The sequence below is a fragment of the Ottowia cancrivicina genome (assembly GCF_029813755.1).
In the GTDB taxonomy this organism is placed as follows: domain Bacteria; phylum Pseudomonadota; class Gammaproteobacteria; order Burkholderiales; family Burkholderiaceae_C; genus Ottowia; species Ottowia massiliensis.
On sequence record NZ_JARVII010000016.1, the window covers coordinates 1 to 22,312 of the forward strand.

A 22,312-nucleotide genomic window follows, 5' to 3' on the forward strand; every position below is an offset into this window, starting at 1 on the left:
TTGCAGCAGCGCGCGGCTGATGGCCTGGCCGAACCCGGCCGTGGCGCCGGTGACCAGGGCGATGGAAGCGGCCGGCGGGGCGGCAGGGCAGGGCGGGGTGGCGGTCATGGCTTAAATGAAAAGGCGGGCAAGGCAGCGATTGTCTCGCCGCATGGCGGCCTGAAAACCGGCAATGGACGCTGGCGGGCGTAGTCAGGCATGGTTTGCATCAAAAGAAGGAGCAAATTCAGGCCGTGAAAAAGGGCGTTTGCGCAATCTGCACTAGGACGTATTGCTATGAATGAAGGAGCGAAATGAAGGAGCGAAATGCGAGCCGGAATTCAAGGGCGGGATCCGCCAGCCTTTGCATCATCACCTGCCGCAGGCTTGCCGCGCTTTACGCCGTCAGCACCAGATCCATGCCCGGCTTGCCGTGCCAGTAGCCGTTGCAGGGGGCGGCGGGCAGCAGCGGGCGCAGGGCGTCCAGCGCGTCGGGGGCCGCGCGGCCTTCGCGGCGGGCGTGGTCGAAGGCGGCCACTACCTGATCCATGTGCTGCGACTGGGGCGAAAGGCGCAGCACGTCCACCCCCAGGGCCAGCAGATCGGGCATGTCGGTCAGCAGGCTGTGGATGCGGGCGGACTGGGTCTGAATGCCGTTGATGGTGAGAAAGGCCTCGCCCTCGCGCGTGTTCAGCGGCAGGCCGTCCGGGTGTTCAATGCAGCGAAAGCCGCAGTCATCCTTGGGCAGGTTGTAGTGCCGCGCCGTGAAGCACCGCGCCGAAAAGGCCAGCGGCAGGCGGCCAAAGGCGAACACCTCGGTTTGCAGCCCCCCGGGCTTGCCTTGCAGCACGGTGGCCAGCTGCTCGCGCGTCATCTCCAGCGGCATCACCCAGCGGGTGGCGCCCAGGCTGGCCATCCACTCCAGCGCGTCGGCGTTGAACAGGTTCAGGTGCGGCCCGGCCACGAAAGGCTGCTTGCCCGCCACGCCGCGCACGGCGCCCATGTCGCTGGCCTCCACCATGAATTCGCCATTGTTCACCAGCTTTTGCATGTTGCTCACATCCGCCGTGGATTCGAGCAGCACCATGGTGGAGAGGATGGGCGTTTTGCCCGCGTCGCGCAGCATGCGGGCAATGTCCAGCCAGTCAGACAGGCGCAGCTCGTGGCGGCGCGAGCAGACGGACTCGCCCAGATAGACGATGTCCACGGGCCATTCGGCGGCGGCCTGGTAGAAGTCAAACACCGTCAGGCGCGGCCAGTAGTAAAGCAGGGGGCCAAGGGCGAGTTGCATGGTTTTTTCGTGGGGATGGTTGCGGAAAGTTCCTGCGGGGCGCGGCGCGGCTTGATGGACAAGCGGACAGGCGGCGCATCCGGAAACAGCAAAAAAAGAGCAAATTCAGGGCATCAAAAAACGGCATCCCCGCCCAATTGGCGGGGAGACCGTGCGATTGATCGAGGAGCGAAAAATGGCCCGGAACAAGGCCGCGAAATCACGCGGCGGGCAGCCAGGCCATGGCTTCAATCTTGTGCCCGTCCAGATCGCGCACGAAGCAGCCCCAGTACTGCGGGCCGTAGTGCGGACGCGGGCCGGGCGCGCCGTCATCCGTGCCGCCTGCGGCCAGGGCGGCGGCGTGAAAAGCCTGCACCTGCTGCGGCGAAGCGGCCAGAAAAGCCACGTGCACGCCATTGGCCGCCTGCGCGCGCTGCCCGTCGCAAGGGGCCTGCACCCAGAACTCGGGGAAGGCGCGGCCATAGGCCACGGCGCGCTGCGCGCTCAAGTCCATCACGCGGCCCACGCCCAGCGTAGCCAGCACGCGGTCGTAGAAGGCCACGGCCTCCTCAAAGCGGTTGGTGCCCAGCGAAACGTGAGAGAGGATGACGGGCGGCGGCGCATCGCTGCCGCCATTGCCGCCACCGTTGCCGCCGCCTGCGGGGGAAAAGTTCGCTGCTTCAGTGCTCATGCCGTTTCCTTTCGCTTCATTTCCATGAACGGTGATAGGCCCCCAGCGTGTGCTGCTGGCCTTCTGCCACCTGATCCAGCGCGGTCAGCCAGATGGTCTTGGGCGTGTACAGATGCCTTTGCGCCATGCAGTGGTCAATGGCCTGCCGCCACACGCGCGTGACCTGCGCCGAATAAGCCGGGCTGCGCTGGCGGCCTTCAATCTTGATGGCGCGCACGCCCATCTGCAACAGCTGGGGCAGCAAATCCAGCGTGTTCAGGCTGGTGGGTTCCTCCAGCGCGTAGTAGCCGTGCTCATCGGCCACGTCAAAGCGGCCCTTGCACAGCGTGGGGTAGCCCGCGTTCTCATTGGGGCCGTAGCGGTCAATCAGCACGCCATTGAGGCGCGACTCCAGCCCCTTGGGCGTCTGCGCCCAGCGCACCGCCTTGGCGGGCGAACACACGCCGTGCGTGTTGGGCGACTCGCCCGTGGCGTAAGACGACAGCGCGCAGCGCCCCTCCACCATCACGCACAGGCTGCCAAAGCCGAACACCTCGATTTCCACCGGCGTGCGCTGCGTCACCTGCCGCACCTGCTCCAGCGACAGCACGCGCGGCAGCACCGCGCGGCGAATGTTGAACTGATCGCGGTAGAGATTGATGGCCTCGTGATTCGTGGCCGAGCTTTGCACCGACAAATGCAGCCGCAAATCAGGATGGCGCTGCACGGCATAGCGCATCAGCCCCGGGTCGGCCAGGATCACCGCGTCAATCCCCCAGGCCGCCGCCTTGTCCAGCGCCGCCTTCCAGGGCGCGGGGTTGCTCGCCTGCGGGTAAGTATTCAGCGCCATCAGCACCTTGCGCCCGCGCTCGTGCGCGTAGGCCAGGCCCGTGAGAATGGCCTTTTCATCAAAGTTCAGCCCCGCGAAATTGCGCGCATTGGTCGCATCGCGCAGGCCCAGATAAACGCAATCGGCCCCCTCGTCAATCGCCCCTTTGAGCGCCGGCAGACTGCCGGCAGGGCACACCAGCTCCGGCGCCTTCAGCTCTGGCGCGGCATCGGCATTTTTTGCGGCAGCGTTTTTTGCGGCATCGGCCTGCGGGCGCGCGGCTTCGGCTGTCTCCATCGTGGTCATCCTCCATCAAGGCTGAAATGAGGGCATACCTTATGGGCGGAGCAATACCCATTTTTTGATTTCAATCAAAGCATTGAAGCTGCGGTTTTGACTTTATTTTGACTTGGGTCAAGTCAAAGACGGTGAATTTAATATTTGTCAATACGAATGAAGCCTCCGGGAACAAGCCTTTACATATCAATAATGCCGTCGCAGAATCGCGTGCGCATGTTAGAAACGAGATGTTGCAAGCGGCAATGACTTTGCTCCATGCCGGAAACGGCCAATTTGGCGTCCCGGTTTTTGGTTTTTTTACTCTGATTCGGAGGTGAAAGTTGATGACTGCAAAAACATGGCATTCCAGCAGCGCCCTGATGACGGCTGTGCTGGCCGCCTGCCTGGCGGCGGGCTGCGGCGGCAGCGATTCGGGGCCTGAAACACCCACGCCGACGCCAACTCCTACGCCTACTCCGACACCCACGCCTACGCCACAGCCAAATGCCCAATTCAAATTCGAGCTGCTGGCGGGCGTGGCGCAGGCTGATTTGAAGCATTGCCAGTCCACAGACGGCCCGGCCAGCGAAGCGCGGTTTTCCTATCTGGAGCGCGTTGTTGTTTACAAGGACGCGATTTACCTGACGGAAACAGGCGGCGCCTGCCCAGAGAGGCGCTATTTCTCCACGCCTGTGCCAGCCGCCATGACGCCCGATCAGGAAGCGCGGCAGGTGGCGCCGAAAATCAGGACACTGAGCAAGGGAAGGGTGGAAACGGCGCTTTCTCTGTATAACCCGGATTCACCAGCCCGGCAGCGCGCCATGGCAAGGTATCCCGGCGGTTTCCATCGCGATGAAAAAAGCGGCGCGTTTCACGTGGCAGGCTATGCGGCCACACGAATCATCTATAACTATGGGCCAAATAGCGAAATATCAGACTGGTATGACAAGGCCGGTGCATGGAATTATTTCGTTCCGGGCATTTTCAAATATGAAGGAAATGCAGCGGGCGAAAACAACCTGCTGGCAGGCATGCCGGGCAAGAGGCCCGATTCCTTTGTGGATGGGCGCGGCAAAATGGCGCAGTTTCAGGCGCCGCATGATCTGGAGGCGGATGCTTCCGGCCTGCTTTACGTGATTGACGGCGGCGATGACACGCGCATTCGCACCATCAGCAGCAACGGCGAAGTCAAAACGCTGGACGGCTACAGGAAAAATATCCGGGCGCTGGATGCCGACCGCCAGGGCCATATTCATGCGCTGGAGGAAATAGTAAGTGGCTCAAGTTATGTATGGCACCGGCTTTCGGATGGCTCGAAAATTGATTTCAGACTGAGGCCGAATGAGGTGGGCGAGCTTTCTCCCAGACTGCGAACAGTGGATGCCTTTACGGTGGTTGGCGATGGCATTGTGCTGGCGACCCACACGGTGACAGGCGGCCCCAGCACTCTGTATCGCGTCTCCAGCCAGGGCGTGGCCACCCAATTGACGGGTGAGCAGGCTCCCGCCACGCCGCAGGATTTTCTGGAGCATCCGGAAAGATTCCGTCTACCGCCCGTGCAGCACCTGAAATACGGCGCGGACGGCAATCTCTACATCGTGCTGGAGCAAGGCGTTTTGATCGCCCGCGATTTCCGCTGATTCGCCGCTGGCGCGCCTGCCCCTTTGGCCGCCCGTCCCGGCGCAAGCGGCTGAAGGGTTGCACGGTCGTTTGTGCCAGAGGCCGCGCCTGGGCGGAATTTGCGCAATCAGCGTTGCCATTTTGTTTTGTCGAACGGGCAAAGCCAGGGCTGAAATACCTGCGAATCCCATCGCCTACAAAATACGACCGATCAGTTTGACCTGACGCCCTATTACATTCCTGCCAGCGGCAATTACCGCTACATCATGCTTGAAGCGGCCAATATGGCATCGTGGCTTTCTTATTCGGAGGTTGAAGTTTATGGCTACTAAAATTATGGTTACTAAAACATGGCATTGCGGCAGCGCCCTGATGGCGGCTGTGCTGGCCGCCTGCCTGGCGACAGGCTGCGGCGGCAGCGATTCGGGGCCTGAAGCGCCAACACCGACGTCGAGTCCTACGCCGACGCCAACACCGACGCCGACGCCAACACCGACACCAACACCGACGCCGACGCTACAGCCAAATGCCCAGCTCAAATTCGAGCTGCTGACAGGCACGGCCATGGCTGATTTGAATCATTGCCAGTCCACAGACGGCCCGGCCAGCGAAGCGCGGTTTTCCTATCTGGAGCGCATCGTTGTTTACAAGGACGCGATTTATCTGGCCGAAACGGGTAATGGCTGCCTGAAAGATGATTTTTCCACGCCCCCTGCGCAGCAGGCGCAGAAAATGCCGCCGAAAATCAGGAAACTGAGCGGCGGAAAAGTGGAAACGGCGCTCTCGCTTTTCAGCCCGGAAGTATTGGATCGGCAGGGCGCCATGGCAAGGTTTCCCGGCGGTTTTTACCGTGACGAGAAAAGCGGCGCATTCTACGTGGCGGGCTATGCCGCCGCGAGATTCAAATACAACCACATGATGGGCAAAGAAAGGATGGACTGGTATGACAAGGCCGGCGCATGGAATTATTTTGTTCCGGGCATTTTCAAATATGAAGGAAATGCGGCGGGCGAAAACAACTTGCTGGCAGGCATGCCGGGCAAAAGGCCCGAGTTCCTTTTGGATGATCGCGGCTTTGTGGATGGGCGCGGCAAAATGGCGCAGTTTCAGACGCCGCATGATCTGGAAGTTGATGCTTCCGGCCTGCTTTACGTGATTGACGGCGGCGATTACACGCACATTCGCACCATCAACAGCAGCGGCGAAGTCAAAACGCTGAACGGCTACCGGCAGTGGTATATCCGGGCGCTGGATGCCGACCGCCAGGGCCATATTCATGCGCTGGCGGAAACAAGCTCCAAATCATTTGCATGGCACCGGCTTTCGGATGGCTCGAAAACCGATATCGATCTAAGGCCAAGTGATATGACCGAGTTCACTCCCAGACCGCGAAAGGTGATCGCCTTTACGGTGCTAGATAATGAGATTGTGCTGGCGGACCGGTGGGCCGAGCACGGCGCCAGCGTTTTGTATCGCGTATCCAGCCAGGGGGTGATCAAAAAATTGACGGGAACCCGCGTGCCGGCCTCGCTGGACGATTTTGTCAAGCACCCTGACCAGTTTGCTTTGCCGCCCGTGCAGCACCTGAAATATGGGCCTGACGGCAATCTGTACATCGTGCTGGAGCAAGGCGTTTTGATCGTCCGCGATTTCCGCTGATTCGCCGGGGTGCGCGCCTGCTCCTCCAACCGCCCGCTCCGGCGCAAGCGGCTGGAGGGGCCGCAAGGCCGTCTGTGCCAGAGGCCGCGCTTGGGCGGAATCAGCGTTGCCGTTTGGTTTTGATCGACGGGCAAAGCGGGGCAGGGCGCGGGCAGTGAAGGGACAAGAGCGGCGCAAAAGCGGGTGGGCCAGCCGTGACAAGCGCGTTGATTTGCTTCCAAATCAATAGCATGAGGTCCTAGTGGAACCTGCGCGAAATGGCATTTTTGGCCCCTTGAATCTGCTTCTGTTTTTGAGGCTCCCCAGTCATGCGTTCAGGCCATGCGATCTGGCGGCTGGAAGGCGGTCTTGCATTTCATCCAGCGCGCAGGCTGAGGGCTGGCGCTTTGGGTTTTGCCTGCGGGAAGGTGGGGCGGCAGGCTTTCAGGCGTCTGGCTTCATCCAGGCCGCTACCAGCGCCTGCGCGGCTTGCAGGGCTTTTTCGTCTGCCAGGGTGATGCCCAGGGTTTTTTGCCGCCCCGCCGCGCCGTGCAGCAGTTGCACGCTGGCCTTGGGCACACCGAAGGCGCGGGCGGCCCATGCAATCAGGGCGGCGTTGGCTTTGCCGTCCACGGGCGGGGCGGCCAGGCGCACGCGCAGGGCCGCGCCGTGGGCGCCTGCCGCCTCGGTGCGCCGGGCGCCGGGGGTGGCGTGGATGGGCAGTTTGAAAAGCATGGCGCTCATGGCGGGTTAGCCGGGCGCGCTTCACGCGGATGGCGCCGCCTGCCTGCCCAGAAAGCGGTGGGCGGCGGCGGCGGCGGCTTGCAGCGAGACGGTGTCGCGCCCCCAGCGGCGATGCGTAGGCAGCGCGCGCAGCCAGGCCAGGCGCTGGCAGGCGTGGGTGAAGCGGGCGCGCGTGGCGGCGGGCGCGGCTTGCATCCAGGCGTCCAGGCAGGCATCCGCCTCGGCCTGGGGCAGGGGGGCCAGCCACAGGGTGCTGTGCAGGTAGTCCAGCCAGTTGCGCGCTTGCGCGTCGGCCAGGGGCATGACTTGCAGGGGGTCGTCTTCGAAGTCGATCATTCCGGCCAGCGTGCCTGTTTCGCTCACGATCATGTTGCGGGCAAAGGCCTGGCTGAGGCATTGGCCCGCGCAGTGAATGCGTGTGAGCGCTTCGCCGCCTTCGCGCCACAGCGCGGCCGCTTGCGGGTGGCGCTGGCGCAAGGCGGCGGCCAGGTCGCCTGGGCCTAGCCATTGCATGACGAAGTGGTCTGGCGCCACGTGCAGCACCTGCGGCACGCGCACGCCTGCGGCATGCAGGGCGCGCAGGCGGCGCACTTCCAGCGCCTGCCCGGCCGCGCCGCCCAGCAGCGGCGCGGTTTTGAGGTAGGGCGCGCCCAGCAGCCCGGCCAGCGCGCCCAGCAGCCGGTAGCGGGCCGGATGCCGTGGCGCGCGCATGCTTTTGACGACCACGCGGCCCGCATGGGGCGTTTGCACCACCGCCACATTGCCGCCGCGCCACTGGGAGGCGGCGCTGGCGATGGCTTGCAGGTCTTGCGGCGACAGGGCAGGGGCGGTCATGCCGGCGGCGGGCTTCAGAGAATTTCAAACTGCCGCCCGTCCGGCAGGCGGTAGCGGGCGAAGTCAAGGCCGTCCAGCGTCATGATGCGGGTCACGCCCGTTTCCACGGCCAGGCGGTAGAGCGAGGCTTCGGCCAGGTCCATTTCGCTTTCTCCGCCTTTTTGGCCCGCTTCGTCTTTCGGGGGGTGGGTGTGGCGCATCATCAGCGCAGAGAAGTCCAGCAGGGCCGTCTGCTCAAAGGGGAAGATGAAGATGGCTTCCTTGCCCAGCCAGTTCAGAAGGGCGAAGCGGCCGGGCGGCGCAATGAGGGCGCAGGCTTTGGCAACGCAGGGCCATGTGGTGGCCAGCGCCCAGTGTTCCAGCGAAGCCAGCGCCAGCAGCTCGTCGTACTTCTGTGTCTGGATCGGGTTGCGCCCGAACAGCGCCGCCAGGGCGCTGGCGTCAATCAGTGCCGAGGCCATGTTTGGCCCTCAGCTTGGCAATCAGGGCGGCGCGGGTGCGGCCTGTGTCGTAAGGGGAGGCCGCCGTGGCGCCGTGGGCTTCGTTCATGGCCTCGCCTTGCAGGGCCTGGTCCATTTCGGCGCGCACTTGCAGCAGCAGCTGATAGGGGTCTTTGCGCCCCAGCGCGTGCTCCACGGCGTCAATGATGAATTGCGATTTGGTAATGCCCTTGCTCTGGGCGGCGAGTTCAAGCTCTTTCTCGAGCTCCGGATTCATGCGTACGGAGACGGCCATTTGATACTGCCTGTGACCTGGGTTGAGAGGAAGTCGAAAACCGCTGGGCCGCTGCATTCAGCCAGAAGCGCTACTTCCGGATGCAGCGCGGCCCAGAGGAGTGAATCCTACTATTGCAAGAGATGCATGACCAGAGGGTAAACGCGGTGCTCCATCGCCCGCATGCAGTCTGCCCCAGCCTGCTGACGGGCTGCCAAAGACGCCGGAAAGCATTGAAAACAGGAGCAAATTCAAGGGGGTTGAAATACCGTTCCGCGCAGTTTCTACTAGGACGTAATGCTATTGATAAAGGAGCTAAATCAACCTGTTTCCAGGAACCTGTTCAGAGCCTGAGCGCAAGGAGCAAGGAGGCGAATCGGGACGGGCGGCAAGACGCAACCCGCAGCCGGGCCTGGCTGTTTCCTCGTGCGGCCTGGCGAGGCGGCCCCCGGCAAGGTGTTTGCAAGGCCCAGGAGCGCCCAAGTTCACGCCTGCGCGCTTTTCACGCTTTTCATGTCCACAAACAGGCTCCGTGCAGGCTCTGATGCCTTCACCCGCCATTCACTCCTGCCCCAGCGCCTGGCGCACGGCGCTGACCTGGCGGCGGGAGATGGTCAGAAGTTCATCCACGCCAGCCAGGCGCACGGCCCAGCTTTCGCCGTCGATGAAGTCGCGCTGGCGCACGATGGCGCGCATGGCGGCGGGCAGCACGAGAGCATTGCGGTTTATGCGCAGAAAGCGCCCCGGGTACTTGGCTTCAATCTGGTTGAGGCTGTCGTTCAGCACATAGCTGGCGGCGACGGTGCGGACGGTGACGTATTTCTGCTCCGCCTTGAAATAAAGCACTTCGGCCAGCGGTATGCGCTGGGCGCGGCCCCGCTCGGAAATGAGCACCCATTGCCCGTCCAGCGCGTCGCCCTGGGCGGCGCGCGCCAGGCGGGCGCGCACGGCCTTTTGCAAGGCAGCCTCCAGGCGCTCGCAGCGCACGGGTTTGGTGAGGTAATCCACGGCGTCAAGCTCGAAAGCGTCAAGCGCGTGCTCGGCGTAGGCGGTAACGAAGATGAAGGGCGGCGGCGCAGGCAAGGCATTGAGCTGGCGGGCCAGCTGCATGCCGTTGGCGCCGGGCATGTGAATGTCGATCAGGGCCGCGTCAAAGCGCTGGCGCACCAGCAAATCCATCGCATCAGGCGTGTTGGCGGCTTCGGCGGCCAATTCGGCGCGGGGGTTGCGGCAGTCGCCCAGCAGGCTGCGCATGCGCGAGCGCGCCAAGGGTTCGTCATCCACGACGAGAACTTGCAGGGGCTTTTCGGACTGTCCGGTTTCTGGCTCGCCGGTTTCGGGCTTGCCAGCTTTTGGCTGGGCGGCTTCGGGCTTGCCGGCTTTTGGCTGGGCGGTTTTGTTCATGGCAGGTGTCGGCGGTGGCCTTTTCAGTGATGACGGGAAGAAGACGCGGCCTGTGCGGCGCGGATTTGCGCGGCGGTCATGGGCACTTCCAGACGGGCCTGGTAGAGATCGCCGATGAGGGCGGTTTTGAAGCTGCCCTCCATGTCGTGCAGCAGCTTGAGGCGGTCTCGCACATTACCCAGGGCGATGCCGTGGCCCTTGCGACCCTGGCCGGCAGGCACGGTGTTGGTGACCTTGATCACGGCGACCTGGCCGCGAAGGCGCGTGGAAACGCGCAGCTGCGCGCCGCTGGGGCTAGGCTCCACGCCGTGCTTGACGGCGTTTTCCACCAGCGGCTGCAAGATCAGCGGCGGCAGGCGTGCGGCCAGCGTGCGCGCATCCAGCGACCACTGCACGCGCAGGCGCTCGCCAAAGCGGATCTGCTCAATGTCCAGATAGCGCCGCGCCAGCTCGATTTCCTGCGCCAGCGTGGCGCTGTCGCCCTGCTCGGCAAGAGCGTGGCGGAACAAGTCCGCCAGGTCTTCCAGCACGCGCTCGGCCTTTTCAGGCTCGCCGCGCACCAGGGCGATGGCGGTGTTGAGCGTGTTGAACAGAAAGTGCGGGCGAATGCGCGATTGCAGCTCCGCCAGCCGCGCCGTGGTGGCCGCAGGCGCGCGGCCGCGCACGCGCCACATCAGCGCCGCCGTCAGCACGGCCGCCAGCAGCGCCCCGGCCACGGCGCTGGCCAGCCAGGGCGGCGCGGCGCGCACATCGACCGTCAGCGCCATGAGAATGGCGCAGGCCGCCAGCCCTGCCAGCGCGCCCAGCGCCACGCCCGCCGCCATTTGCGCCTGCACGGGCAGGCGCGCCAGCGGTTTTTTCAAACTGCACCCGGCCACCAGCCACAGCAGCGTGGCCGGCAGCGTGCCGCCCGTGACAAAAGCCAGGCGCAGCAGCCACTCCAGCGCGCCGCCCGGCATGAACAGCAGCGCCGCCGCCTGCGCCGCCTGCACCCCCAGCACGGCGCGCAGCACCACGCCCGCGCGGCAAACGTCAAACACCAGCGGCGTCTCGGCGCGCGCCGCCGCAGCAGCCACGGCGCGCGCGCTGCGCTGGCGGCCTGTGAGGGTCGATAAAATTTGCGAATCTTTCACGGGCTTTGCAACACACAGGAAAGTGTGTCAATTATTTGTGATAACCACAACAAGCGCCAGCCCTGCAAACGCCGCCTTTTTCCGCTTTTGCCATTTTTTTTCGCCGTTTTTCCGGCTTGGGCGCGTTTGTTTTTCAAATCTCTTTTTCAGCCCTACCCTGCTTTTTTCCCCGAAAGCCCATGAGCAACCAACTCGACAAGAAATCCCAAGCCTGGTCCGCCCTGTTTTCCGAACCCATGAGCGAGCTGGTGCAGCGCTACACCGCCAGCGTCTTTTTTGACAAGCGCCTGGCCGAAGCCGACATCACCGGCAGCCTGGCCCACGCCGGCATGCTGGCCGCGCAAGGCATCATCAGCGCCGCCGATCTGGCCGCCATCCAGCAAGGCATGGCGCAAATCCGCCGCGAAATCGAAACCGGCCAGTTCGAATGGAAGCTGGCGCTGGAAGACGTGCACCTGAACATCGAAGCGCGCCTGACCCAGCTCGTGGGCGACGCCGGCAAGCGCCTGCACACCGGCCGCAGCCGCAACGACCAGGTCGCCACCGACATCCGCCTGTGGCTGCGCGGCGAAATCGACCTCATCAGCCGCCTGCTGCGCGACTTGCAAGCCGCGCTCATCAGCGTGGCCGAGCGCAACGTGAACACCATCCTCCCCGGCTTTACCCACCTGCAAGTGGCCCAGCCCGTCAGCTTCGCCCACCACCTGCTGGCCTACGTCGAAATGTTCGCCCGCGACGAAGCCCGCATGCAAGACGTCAGAAAGCGCGTGAACCAGCTGCCCCTGGGCAGCGCCGCCCTGGCGGGCACAACCTACCCGCTCGACCGCGAAAGCGTCGCCCGCGCGCTGGGCATGGTCGATGAACAAGGCCGGCCCTGCGTGTGCCAAAACAGCCTGGACGCCGTCAGCGACCGCGACTTCGCCATTGAATTTGCCGCCGCCGCCTCGCTCGTCATGGTGCACATCAGCCGCCTGAGCGAAGAACTCGTGCTCTGGATGAGCCAGAACTTCGCCTTCATCCGCATCGCCGACCGCTTCACCACCGGCTCATCCATCATGCCGCAGAAGAAAAACCCCGACGTGCCCGAACTCGCGCGCGGCAAAACCGGCCGCGTGGCCGGCCACCTCATGGGCCTCATCACCCTCATGAAAGGCCAGCCCCTGGCCTACAACAAAGACAACCAGGAAGACAAGGAACCCCTTTTTGACACCGTGGACACCGTGCGCGACACCCTGCGCATCTTCACCGACATGATCGGCGGCCAGCCCAACGCGCAAACCGGCGCGCGCGAAGGCGGCATCACCGTCCAGGCCGCCGCCATGCGCCAGGCCGCCAGCCGGGGCTACGCCACCGCCACCGACCTGGCCGACTACCTGGTGAAAAAAGGCCTGCCCTTCCGCGACGCCCACGAAACCGTGGCCCGCGCCGTCAAAGCCGCGCAGCAGCAAGGCGTGGACCTGGCCGAGCTGCCCCTGGAAACCCTGCAAGCCTTCGACCCCCGCATCGAAGCCGACGTGTACGACAAGGCCCTCACCCTCGAAGCCGCCCTGAATGCACGCAACACCCTGGGCGGCACCGCCCCCGCCCAGGTGCAGGCGCAGATCGCGCGCCACAAGGCCCGCCTGTCTGCCGGGCAAAGCTGAAAACCTGCTCACAAAGCTGCCCCGCCAGCCTGATTGCATTCAAAAAGAAGAGCAAATTTGAGGGGGCTGAAATGCCTTTCTGCGCAAGCTCCACTAGGACATCATGCTATGGATAGAGGAGCTAATCGCGGCAGCTTTCCTTCTTTGATCCTGCTTGCAGTCTGGCCATGGGGCGCAAAAGCGCAGGAATCGGGATGCGCTGCAAAACGCAAACGGGAGGTCTTGTAGCCTGCTGAGACTTGCAAGGTCAAGAGTGTTCGAGGCCATGTTTTTCGTATCCACAGACAAACTCCGAGCAGGCCCCCAGAACGGCTGGCGAAAGCCGCCTTGCTGGCGCAGCAACGGCCAGGCAGAACCTGCGCCCTGAAGAAAGCAGAAGAACTTCACTCAATAAAAGGAGCAAATTTGACGAGTGAAAAACGGCTTTCGCGCCATCTCACCAGGACTTTGCGCTATTGAATTAAGAGCGATTCCTGCCGCCTATTTCATAATCAGGCCGCCTGCCGCCGCCGTTTTTCTTTTGCGCTTTCGCTTTTTCATCCATGCAAGCCACTGCTTTTGACACGCCGCCCTGGTGGCAGCGCGTGCTGCCCATGTTCCGGGGGTTTGACGGGCCGCTGCTGGCCGCCGTGCTGCTGCTGGCGGGGCTGGGGCTGACCATCATGTATTCCTCCGGCTTTGACCACGGCACGCGCTTTGTCATGCACGGGCGCAACATGCTGCTGGCGGCGGCCATCATGTTCGTGGTGGCGCAAGCGCCGCCGCAGCGGCTGATGCGGCTGGCCGTGCCGGTTTACACGGCGGGCGTGCTGCTGCTGGTGGCGGTGGCGCTGTTTGGCATCACCAAAAAAGGCGCGCAGCGCTGGCTGAATGTGGGCGTGGTGATTCAGCCCAGCGAGATCATGAAGATTGCCGTGCCGCTCATGCTGGCTTGCTGGTTTCAGTGGCGGCAGGGGCAGGGGCGCAGCCGGGCGGTGGACTTTGCGGGCGCTTTTGCGCTGCTGGCCGTGCCGGTGGCGCTCATCATGAAGCAGCCTGATCTGGGCACGGCGCTGCTGGTCATGGCCAGCGGCCTGGCCGTGATTTTTTTCGCCGGGCTGCCCTGGCGCTGGGTGCTGCCGCCGGTGGCGCTGGCGCTGGCGGGCGTGGCGGGCATCGTGTTTTTTGGCGATGAGCTTTGTGCCGACGGGGTGGACTGGCACGTGCTGCGTGAATACCAGCGCCAGCGCGTGTGCACGCTGCTGGACCCCATGCGCGACCCGCTGGGCAAGGGCTTTCACATCCTGCAAGCCATGATTGCCATCGGCTCGGGCGGGCTGCACGGCAAGGGCTTCATGCAGGGCACGCAGACGCATCTGGAGTTCATTCCCGAGCGCACCACCGATTTCATCTTTGCCGCCTTTTCCGAAGAATTCGGCCTGGCGGGCAACCTGCTGCTGATTTTTGGCTTCTGGTGCCTGGTGCTGCGCGCGCTGGCCCTTTCCGCTGTGGCGCCCACGCTGTTTTCGCGGCTGCTGGCGGCGGCGGTGAGCACCATCTTCTTTGCCTACGCTTTCGTGAACATCGGCATGGTCAGCGGCGTGCTGCCCGTGGTGGGCGTGCCGCTGCCTTTCATCAGCTACGGCGGCACAGCGATGGTGACGCTGGGCGTGGCGCTGGGCATTCTCATGTCCGTCAGCCGCGCGCGCTGGCTGGCCGAGCGGCAGCGCAAGGCGCTGTTGGCATAGGAAGTGCGAGCAGTTTTTGCCGCACGGCCGAATCAGAAAAGAAAAACCCCGGTCTCTTTCGAGAACGGGGTTTTCCTGGCAACCGGCTGATTTGTTACATGTTTTCGATCATCACTTGACCAAAACCGGAGCAGCTCACTTGCGTGGCGCCTTCCATTAGGCGGGCGAAGTCGTAGGTGACCTTTTTGCTCAGAATGGATTTTTCCATGCTGCTGATGATGAGATCGGCCGCTTCCGTCCAGCCCATGTGGCGCAGCATCATTTCGGCGCTCAGGATTTCAGAGCCAGGGTTCACATAATCTTTGCCTGCGTATTTGGGGGCCGTGCCGTGCGTGGCCTCAAACATGGCGACTGTGTCTGACAGGTTGGCGCCGGGAGCAATGCCGATGCCGCCTACTTGCGCGGCCAGCGCGTCGGAGATGTAGTCGCCGTTGAGGTTGAGTGTGGCAATGACGCTGTATTCGGCAGGGCGCAGCAGGATTTGTTGCAGGAAGGCGTCGGCAATGCTGTCCTTGATGGTGATTTCCTTGCCTGTTTTGGGGTTGGCAAACTTGCACCACGGGCCGCCGTCAATTTCCACCGCTCCGAATTCACGCTTGGCCAGGGCATAGCCCCAGTCGCGGAACCCGCCTTCGGTGAATTTCATGATGTTGCCCTTGTGCACCAGCGTCACGCTGGGCTTGTCGTTGTCAATGGCGTATTGAATGGCTTTGCGCACCAGGCGTTCGGTGCCTTCACGCGATACGGGCTTGATGCCGATGCCTGATGTTTGAGGAAAGCGGATTTTGGTTACGCCAAAATCGTCCTGCAATATCTTGATGAGTTTTTTCGCCTTTTCAGACCCGGCTTCAAATTCGATGCCGGCATAAATATCCTCGCTGTTTTCGCGGAATATCACCATATTGGTTTTCTCCGGCGCTTTCAGAGGCGAGGGGACGCCCTTGAAATACTGGATGGGGCGCAGGCACACATACAGATCAAGCTGCTGGCGCAGGGCCACGTTCAGGCTGCGGATGCCGCCTCCCACGGGCGTGGTGAGCGGGCCTTTGATGGAAACTACGTAGTCGCGCACGGCTTCAAGGGTTTCGTCAGGCAGCCATACGTCGGGGCCATAGACTTTGGTGGATTTCTCGCCTGCATAGACTTCCATCCAGTGAATCTTGCGCTTGCCGCCGTAGGCTTTGGCCACGGCCGCATCCACTACTTTCAGCATGACGGGGGTAATGTCCACTCCAGTGCCATCGCCTTCGATATAGGGAATGATGGGCTGGTCCGGCACATTCAGTGACATGTCGGCATTGACCGTGATTTTTTCGCCCTGGGCTGGCACTTTGATGTGCTGGTACATTGAATCATCTCTCCGGTAAAAACAAGGAAAATGGCGCGGGCCTTTGCAATTCCCCGCCTGTTTGCGGCGCGTTTCGCGCCTGCAAGGCCACGCGCGATTTTAGCGGCCAGCTTTGCCTGGAGCCGCTTTGCTTTTTTCGAGTTTCACCCATGAAAACCCTGATTTCCGCCGCTTTGCTCTGCCCCGCTTTGGCCTGCGCCCAAGCCACGCCGCCTGCGCCGCAAATGGATTTGCCCCGCGCGACGCTCACTATCGGCATGCATCACATCGATGTTCAATTGGCGCAAACCGACTGGCAGCGCCAGGTGGGCCTGATGCACCGGCGCAGCATGCCTGAGCACGAAGGCATGCTGTTCGTGTTCGAGCGGCCTGGCGTGCAGTGCTTCTGGATGAAAGACACCCTCATTCCCCTGACTGCCGCCTTTGTGGCGGATGACGGCGTGATCGTCAATCTGGCTGACATGCAGCCGCTGGACGAGAACACGCACTGCTCCAGCCGCCCCGTGCGCTATGTGCTGGAAGTGAATCAGGGCTGGTTCAGCCAGCGCAAGCTACAGGCGGGCATGAAGCTCAAGGGCTTGCCCGTTTCACGCGATTGAGCCGGGCTGCTTGGCCGTGCCAAGCGGCTGCCGGGCGCAGAAGGTCTCTTGAAGCCAGCCCGTCGGGCAGTATCAAAAACAAGAGCGAATTTGATGGGGTCGAAATACGCCTTGCGCAGTATTGACTAGGACGTATTGCTATGAATAGAGTAGCGAATACACCGTGTATTTCACGTTGCCAGCTTGCCGCGTTGCGCTCCTGGAGTTTGTTCGGAGCCTGTCCGTGGGCGCGAAAAGCGCGGATCCGGGCGCTTTGCGGCGTTGCAACCCATCCCGGGGCCGCGTTTTGGCCTCTCACGGCCAGGCTCTCTGAACAGGCTCTTATTTCAGCCAGCCTGTCAGTTGCATGGCCTGCTCGGTCAGCGCGGGGGCCAGCAGCCAGCCGTGGCGGAACAGGCCGTTGATACGCAGGCAGCGGCCGCGCCATTCGGTGCAGGGGTTGTTGTCGGGCAGCGCGGGGCGCAGGTTCACGTCCAGCCGCAGGATGCGCGCTTCGGCCAGGGCGGGCATGGCGCTGTGGGCGGCGGCCAGCAGCTCGACGGTGCTGCGCAGGCTGGCGGGGCTGCGGTCTTCGGTTTCCAGTTCGCTGGCGCCAATCAAGAGCAGATCGGGCGAGCGCGGCACGATGTAGATGCCGTGGCGCGGGTGCAGCAGGCGTGTCAGGCGCGTGAGGCCATGGGCGGGCGCTTGCAGCCAGATGACTTCGCCGCGCACGCCGCGCACGTCAAAAACGGGCGATGCGCTGGCGCATGCGCCTTGCCGGCTGGCTTGCGCGCCCACGCCGCGCGTGTCGATCACGGCGTCAAACGCGGCCTGGCCGCCGTCTGCAAAGTGCAGCGTGCCGTTTTCTTCCACGCAGCGCACGGGGCGGCTCCAGTGCCATTGCGCGCCGGGGCTGTCGTCGTGCAGGGCCATCATCATGGCGACGGCGTCCAGCTGCCCTTCGCCCGGCAGCAGCCAGGCGTGCGCGGGGCCTTGCAAGGCGGGTTCCAGCTCGCGCAGCCGCGCCAGCTCCAGCGGCTGCACGCCTTCGGGCGGGCTGAGGTTTTGCCAAGCCTGGGTTTCGCAGGCCGTGCGCAGGCGCTCCAGCACGCGCTGCGCTGCGCCCAGGTCTTCGCGGTGGGCCAGCATCAGGCTGCCTTCGCTGCGGAACATGGGGCGCTGCGGCAGCGCGGCGGCAATGTCGCGCCACAGGGCGATGGAGCGCCAGCCCAGCGCCGCCACGGCAGGCTCCACCGTATCCAGCTCTGCCAGCGGGCTGAGCATGCCCGCCGCCGTGAAACCTGCCGCCGTGGGCACATCAGAATCGTCCGCCTGGCTGCGGAATACGGGGCCGGGGCCACGGGCCACGTCAAACACGCTCACGCGGTGCCCCGCGCGCGACAGCTGCCACGCCAGCAAGCGCCCCAGCAGGCCCGCGCCCGCAATGCCTATGGAAAGAGATTGGGTTGATGACATGATGAAAGTCGCTCCTATCTTGTTGGGGATGATCCGGCTCTTTGATTCCAGCGCGCGGCGCATGCAAGGCTGATGGCCGCTTTGCGGCCCAGAGCCGGGCGCCGCTTTCGCGCTGCGTCAAAACCGGCGTCGGGCAAAGCCGGGCCGCCATTGTGGCGCTTGGATAACGGCGGTTTCGTCTGACCGGTTCGCCGCCGCCGATTCAAACTCTGAACAAATTTTCAGCCCCTGCTACGCCAGGATGAGCGCCATCAGAGCGAAGCTGCCCAGCAGCGCAGCGCCCAAAATGGCGCGCGAACCCAGGGCGCAGGCGCGCAGCAGATCAGCCGGCTCAGGCGCGCGGCCTGCGGGGTTGAGGGTGTAACTGCCCGGCTTTCCCAGGCGCACGCCCAGCAGCAGCGCCACGGCGGCCATGGGCCAGCCGCTATTGGGCGACGGGGTTTGGCGTGCCTGCTCTGGCAAGGCGGCCAGCGCCCGCCCGCGCCGCAAGGCCAGCCGCCCGGCCGCCAGCCATAGCAGCGCGGCCGTCAGGCGGGCCGGCAGCCAGGAAAGGGCGTCGTCTGCACGGGCGGCCCATTTGCCCGCCCATTCCCACTGGCGCGCCACGCCGCCCAGCTCGCGCGCGGCGCGGTAGCCCCACATGGCGTCTGCCGTATTGGCAAAGCGATAGAGCGCCGCGCCTGGCAGGCCCAGCAGCACAAACCACAGCAGCGGGGCAATGACCGAGTCGTTCAGGTTTTCAGCCAGGCTCTCGATGGCGCTTTCACGCACTTCGCCGGATGTGAGCTGCGCCGTGTCGCGGCTCACCAGCCGGGCCAGGCGGGCGCGCCCCGCCGGCAGGCCGCCCTGCAGGGCGGCTTCAACCGCCAGCACCTCGTCATGCAGCATGGCCCAGGCCAGCAAGGTTTTCAGGCACAGCGCCAGCGCCAGCGTGGCCAGCCAGGCAGGCTGGGTGAGCAGCCAGGCTTGCAGCCCCCAGGCCGCCCCCGCAAACAGGCCCGCGCCTGCCAGCCAGGCCGCTGCGCCACGCCAGAAGGCAGGCCAATCCGCGCCTGAAGAAGCCGATGCGGCAGGCGGCGCAATGCGCACGCCCAGCCACAGCAGCGCATGCCCCATCCACGCCACGGGGTGCCAGCGCATGGGCGGCTCACCTGCCACACGGTCCAGGCAAATCGCCAAGGCCGGAATGCAAGCCAGCAGCAGCGGCCAGAAGGCCGTCAGCTCAGACCCGGCCGCGCTCACGCGCAGCCACAGCGGCCAGGCGCTGGCCTGTTCAGCAGTGAGGGCGGATTGCCAAAAGCCAGAAGCCAGCACAGAAAAAATACAGAAACAAAACAAGATGACGCGCGATGCGGCCAGGCTCTTCAAGCGCGAAATTCAGGAAGCGTCAGGAAGCGGCTGCGCCATCAAACGCAAAAAAAAACGGCCCTTCTGGCAGATGCGCCGGAACCCGTTCAAAGTCTGGCCCGGGGGAGCGAACCCCGAATGGGCTGGCCTATCAAGGCATTTGCAATGCCGCAAAGCGCCACCTCCGCCGCATTGCTCCTTCAGCCTTTCCGCCGCCCGGGCATGCCTGCTTCAGACAGCCAAAGCAGCACAGGCCATGCGTTCATTCCTCTGCGCCATCGTCCGCCAGGGCTTCATCCAGCCGCTGCAACAAGGCTGCCAGCGCAGCCTCATCGCTGGCGGGCAGACCCTCGCCTGAAGCAGGCGCTTCAGGCGCAGCGGCAGGCCGCGCCGCCTTGGCTGGCGCAGCCGTATCGCGGTCAAACACCAGATTGAGGGCCGCCAGCACCGCAATGCGCTCACGGGCGCGCAGCTTGCCGCTGCTGCGAATCTGGCACATGGCTTCATCCACGCGGGCCACGGCCTCGGCCAGACGCCTTTCACTGCCCGCCGGGCAGGCCAGCACGTAGCTCTCCCCCATGATTTGCACTTCAGTCTGCGCGGCAGGCGCGGTCACCGGCTGCTTCATCGCGGCGCCTCCTGCCCCAGCCGGGCCAAGTGGCTCAGAAGCTCTTCATTGCGCGACCGCGCCGCTGTCAGGCGTGACTGAAGACTGTCACGCTCCTGCGTGAGCGCCTGCACTTGCAGCTTGAGCAAGGCATTGGCGCTGCGTAACTGGGCGTATCGCGCCAACAGGCGATCCACGCGCTCAACGATCCGGGGCAACAGGGAAGAACTCATGAGGCAATGCAGAGGCGGCAAAAGCGCGAATTCTAGTTTTCTCCCCTGCCGCGCAGCCCGCCATGCGGGCGGCCCTCGCGGGCGAAAAACATGCGAGAGGGCATCAGAAAAAGGAGCGAATTTACGGCCTGGAAACAGCCTGATGTCCTAGTGGAAGCTCACGATGGCGCTATCAATCAAGGAGCTGACCCAGACACTGCCCACAGGCTCGCGTTTTGCCGCCTGGCGGCTGAAAACACCGCCTGAAGCTTGCCGCCGCGCAGCCCGTTCGCAGGCATTCAAGCGCCCTAGGGATAACCCTGAGCCTGCCGCTCATACGGTTAAAACGTAACACCTGCCGAATAAAATTGTTTGCATCACATCGTTCTCATCAGTCACCTAAGGAGAAAGCAGCATGAAAGCACTTGTCGCCGTCAAGCGCGTGGTGGACTACAACGTGAAGGTTCGCGTCAAAAGCGACCAAAGCGGGGTGGAAACCGCCAACGTCAAGATGAGCATGAACCCCTTTGACGAAATCGCCGTGGAGGAGGCGGTGCGTCTGAAGGAAAAAGGCGTGGTGACAGAAGTTGTCGCCGTCTCTTGCGGCGCGGCGCAAAACCAGGAAACCCTGCGCACCGCGCTGGCCATTGGCGCCGACCGCGCCATTTTGGTGCAGACCGACGCCGAATTGCAGCCGCTGGCCGTCGCCAAGCTGCTCAAGGCCGTGGTGGACAAGGAGCAGCCGCAAATCGTGCTGCTGGGCAAGCAGGCCATTGACGACGATGCCAACCAGACGGGCCAGATGCTGGCCGCCTTGGCCGACTGGCCGCAAGCCGCTTTTGCCAGCAAGCTGGAAGTGAAGGATCAGCAGCTGCAAGCCACGCGTGAAGTGGACGGCGGCCTGCAAACCATCTCGGTGGCGCTGCCCGCCGTCGTCACGGCTGACTTGCGCCTGAACGAGCCGCGCTACGTCACCTTGCCCAACATCATGAAGGCCAAGAAAAAGCCGCTGGAAACCATCACGCCGCAAGACCTGGGCGTGGACGTGGCCGCACGCCTGAAAACCCTGAAGGTGGCCGAGCCGCCCGCCCGCAGCGCCGGCGTGAAAGTGGCCGATGTGGCCGAGCTGGTCAGCAAGCTCAAGAACGAAGCCAAAGTGATCTGACAAGGAGAAAGGAATCGTCATGACCGCCCTCGTTATCGCCGAACACGACAACGCCTCCCTCAAGCCCGCCACGCTGCACGCCGTCACGGCCGCCCGCCAATGCGGCGGCGATGTGCATGTGCTCGTCGCAGGCCACAACGCCGCCGCTGCCGCGCAAGCCGCCGCGCAAGTGGCCGGCGTCGCCAAAGTGCTGCATGCCGATGGCCCGGCCCTGGAGCATGGCCTGGCCGAAGACCTGGCCGCGCAAGTGCTGGCTGTGGCTGGTGGCTACAGCCACATCCTCTTTCCCGCCACCGCCAGCGGCAAAAACACTGCGCCGCGCGTGGCCGCCAAGCTGGATGTTTCGCAAATCAGCGACATCACCAAGGTGGACAGCGCCGACACCTTCGAGCGCCCCATCTACGCGGGCAACGCCATTGCCACCGTGCAAAGCGGCGATGCGGTGAAAGTCATCACCGTGCGCACCACGGCTTTTGACGCCGCAGCCGCCACGGGCGGCAGCGCCGCCGTGGAAAGCGTGCCCGCCGTGGCCGCCAGCGGCAAGAGCCGCTTCGTCGGCCAGGAGCTGGCCAAGAGCGACCGGCCCGATCTGACCGCCGCCAAGGTCGTTGTCTCCGGCGGCCGCGCGCTGGGCAGCGCCGAGCAGTTCCAGTCCGTGCTCACCCCGCTGGCCGACAAGCTGGGCGCCGCCATCGGCGCCAGCCGCGCCGCCGTGGATGCAGGCTACGCCCCCAATGACCTGCAAGTGGGCCAGACGGGCAAGATCGTCGCCCCGCAGCTGTACGTGGCCGTGGGCATTTCCGGCGCCATCCAGCACGTGGCCGGCATGAGCGGCAGCCGCGTCATCGTGGCCATCAACAAAGACCCGGACGCCCCCATCTTCAGCGTGGCCGACTACGGCCTGGTGGCCGACCTCTTTGAAGCCGTGCCCGAACTGGTGAAAGCGCTGTAAACCCCGCAGCGCCGCCATCAATGAAAAGCACCGCCTCCGCGCGGTGCTTTTTTTATGCCTGCCAGAACCAGAAAGCGAGCCAGATCAGCTCCTGAAAAAATAGCATGAAGTCTTAGAAGAAACTGCGCAAATGCCGTTTC

General features: G+C 63.9%; 22 protein-coding genes. 7 read left to right on the forward strand and 15 right to left on the reverse strand.

Features of this window, described 5'->3' with window-relative positions; translation table 11 throughout:
- Positions 1-376: 376 nt before the first annotated feature.
- The 4 genes from QB898_RS08395 to QB898_RS08410 form a co-directional block, all read right to left on the reverse strand.
- A complete protein-coding gene (locus QB898_RS08395) occupies positions 377-1,270 on the reverse strand; it encodes a U32 family peptidase (RefSeq protein WP_279524577.1) in 894 nt (297 codons plus the stop codon).
- Between the two features lie 199 nt (positions 1,271-1,469).
- Positions 1,470-1,940: a VOC family protein gene (locus QB898_RS08400; protein ID WP_346429805.1), complete on the reverse strand. Its 471-nt coding sequence runs from the start codon at positions 1,938-1,940 to the stop codon at positions 1,470-1,472.
- Positions 1,941-1,956: 16 nt separating this feature from the next.
- Entirely contained in the window at positions 1,957-3,045 is a 1,089-nt protein-coding gene (gene ubiU / locus QB898_RS08405) for a ubiquinone anaerobic biosynthesis protein UbiU (protein WP_279524578.1), read from the reverse strand.
- A gap of 70 nt (positions 3,046-3,115) precedes the next feature.
- On the reverse strand, positions 3,116-3,544 hold the full coding sequence (locus QB898_RS08410) for a hypothetical protein (protein WP_279524580.1): 429 nt from the start codon (positions 3,542-3,544) through the stop codon (positions 3,116-3,118).
- Between the two features lie 187 nt (positions 3,545-3,731).
- Between QB898_RS08410 and QB898_RS08415 the strand changes: the two genes are divergently transcribed.
- Together QB898_RS08415 and QB898_RS08420 are read left to right on the forward strand one after the other, a co-directional pair.
- Positions 3,732-4,667 (forward strand): hypothetical protein, encoded by a 936-nt coding sequence (locus QB898_RS08415; protein WP_279524582.1) that lies wholly within the window; start codon positions 3,732-3,734, stop codon positions 4,665-4,667.
- Positions 4,668-4,983: 316 nt separating this feature from the next.
- The gene (locus QB898_RS08420; protein ID WP_279524583.1) at positions 4,984-6,306 is read left to right on the forward strand and encodes an NHL repeat-containing protein; all 1,323 of its coding nucleotides are present in this window, start codon (positions 4,984-4,986) and stop codon (positions 6,304-6,306) included.
- A gap of 423 nt (positions 6,307-6,729) precedes the next feature.
- Here the strand turns inward: QB898_RS08420 and QB898_RS08425 are convergent, their stop codons facing one another.
- The 6 genes from QB898_RS08425 to QB898_RS08450 form a co-directional block, all read right to left on the reverse strand.
- Complete coding sequence (locus QB898_RS08425) at positions 6,730-7,029, reverse strand: DUF167 domain-containing protein (RefSeq protein WP_279524584.1); 300 nt, start codon at positions 7,027-7,029, stop codon at positions 6,730-6,732.
- A gap of 21 nt (positions 7,030-7,050) precedes the next feature.
- Positions 7,051-7,863: a BUD32 family EKC/KEOPS complex subunit gene (locus QB898_RS08430; RefSeq protein WP_279524586.1), complete on the reverse strand. Its 813-nt coding sequence runs from the start codon at positions 7,861-7,863 to the stop codon at positions 7,051-7,053.
- A gap of 14 nt (positions 7,864-7,877) precedes the next feature.
- Positions 7,878-8,324, reverse strand: coding sequence for a PIN domain-containing protein (locus tag QB898_RS08435; RefSeq protein ID WP_050714573.1), 447 nt, complete (start codon positions 8,322-8,324; stop codon positions 7,878-7,880).
- On the reverse strand, positions 8,305-8,598 hold the full coding sequence (locus QB898_RS08440) for a toxin-antitoxin system HicB family antitoxin (RefSeq protein ID WP_102284028.1): 294 nt from the start codon (positions 8,596-8,598) through the stop codon (positions 8,305-8,307). The genes QB898_RS08435 and QB898_RS08440 overlap by 20 nt, the downstream gene beginning before the upstream one ends.
- Positions 8,599-9,138: 540 nt before the next feature.
- Positions 9,139-9,981 carry a LytR/AlgR family response regulator transcription factor gene (locus QB898_RS08445; protein WP_279524587.1) on the reverse strand — a complete coding sequence of 281 codons (843 nt, stop codon included), beginning with the start codon at positions 9,979-9,981 and terminating at the stop codon, positions 9,139-9,141.
- 23 nt (positions 9,982-10,004) lie between these two features.
- A complete protein-coding gene (locus tag QB898_RS08450) occupies positions 10,005-11,114 on the reverse strand; it encodes a sensor histidine kinase (RefSeq protein ID WP_428982776.1) in 1,110 nt (369 codons plus the stop codon).
- A gap of 179 nt (positions 11,115-11,293) precedes the next feature.
- Between QB898_RS08450 and argH the strand changes: the two genes are divergently transcribed.
- Together argH and rodA are read left to right on the forward strand one after the other, a co-directional pair.
- Positions 11,294-12,757, forward strand: a complete 1,464-nt coding sequence (gene argH / locus QB898_RS08455; protein ID WP_279524588.1) for an argininosuccinate lyase — start codon at positions 11,294-11,296, stop codon at positions 12,755-12,757.
- A gap of 542 nt (positions 12,758-13,299) precedes the next feature.
- Positions 13,300-14,484 (forward strand): rod shape-determining protein RodA, encoded by a 1,185-nt coding sequence (rodA, locus tag QB898_RS08460; RefSeq protein ID WP_279524589.1) that lies wholly within the window; start codon positions 13,300-13,302, stop codon positions 14,482-14,484.
- A 94-nt stretch (positions 14,485-14,578) separates the two neighbouring features.
- Here the strand turns inward: rodA and icd are convergent, their stop codons facing one another.
- Positions 14,579-15,832, reverse strand: coding sequence for an NADP-dependent isocitrate dehydrogenase (gene icd / locus QB898_RS08465; protein WP_279524590.1), 1,254 nt, complete (start codon positions 15,830-15,832; stop codon positions 14,579-14,581).
- Positions 15,833-15,981: 149 nt separating this feature from the next.
- Between icd and QB898_RS08470 the strand changes: the two genes are divergently transcribed.
- The gene (locus tag QB898_RS08470) at positions 15,982-16,431 is read left to right on the forward strand and encodes a DUF192 domain-containing protein (RefSeq protein ID WP_050714567.1); all 450 of its coding nucleotides are present in this window, start codon (positions 15,982-15,984) and stop codon (positions 16,429-16,431) included.
- 321 nt (positions 16,432-16,752) lie between these two features.
- Here the strand turns inward: QB898_RS08470 and QB898_RS08475 are convergent, their stop codons facing one another.
- The 4 genes from QB898_RS08475 to QB898_RS08490 form a co-directional block, all read right to left on the reverse strand.
- Positions 16,753-17,889 (reverse strand): FAD-dependent oxidoreductase, encoded by a 1,137-nt coding sequence (locus tag QB898_RS08475; RefSeq protein ID WP_279524592.1) that lies wholly within the window; start codon positions 17,887-17,889, stop codon positions 16,753-16,755.
- 231 nt (positions 17,890-18,120) lie between these two features.
- Entirely contained in the window at positions 18,121-19,143 is a 1,023-nt protein-coding gene (cbiB, locus tag QB898_RS08480) for an adenosylcobinamide-phosphate synthase CbiB (RefSeq protein WP_428982779.1), read from the reverse strand.
- A gap of 355 nt (positions 19,144-19,498) precedes the next feature.
- Positions 19,499-19,864 (reverse strand): cell division protein ZapA, encoded by a 366-nt coding sequence (locus QB898_RS08485; RefSeq protein ID WP_050714565.1) that lies wholly within the window; start codon positions 19,862-19,864, stop codon positions 19,499-19,501.
- A complete protein-coding gene (locus tag QB898_RS08490) occupies positions 19,861-20,076 on the reverse strand; it encodes a hypothetical protein (RefSeq protein WP_050714564.1) in 216 nt (71 codons plus the stop codon). The genes QB898_RS08485 and QB898_RS08490 overlap by 4 nt, the downstream gene beginning before the upstream one ends.
- Before the next feature lie 394 nt (positions 20,077-20,470).
- On the opposite strand from QB898_RS08490, the gene QB898_RS08495 reads away from it, so the two are divergent.
- On the forward strand, positions 20,471-21,220 hold the full coding sequence (locus tag QB898_RS08495) for an electron transfer flavoprotein subunit beta/FixA family protein (RefSeq protein WP_279524593.1): 750 nt from the start codon (positions 20,471-20,473) through the stop codon (positions 21,218-21,220).
- 19 nt (positions 21,221-21,239) lie between these two features.
- Positions 21,240-22,172, forward strand: coding sequence for an electron transfer flavoprotein subunit alpha/FixB family protein (locus QB898_RS08500; RefSeq protein ID WP_279524594.1), 933 nt, complete (start codon positions 21,240-21,242; stop codon positions 22,170-22,172).
- The last annotated feature ends 140 nt before the right edge of the window (positions 22,173-22,312 follow it).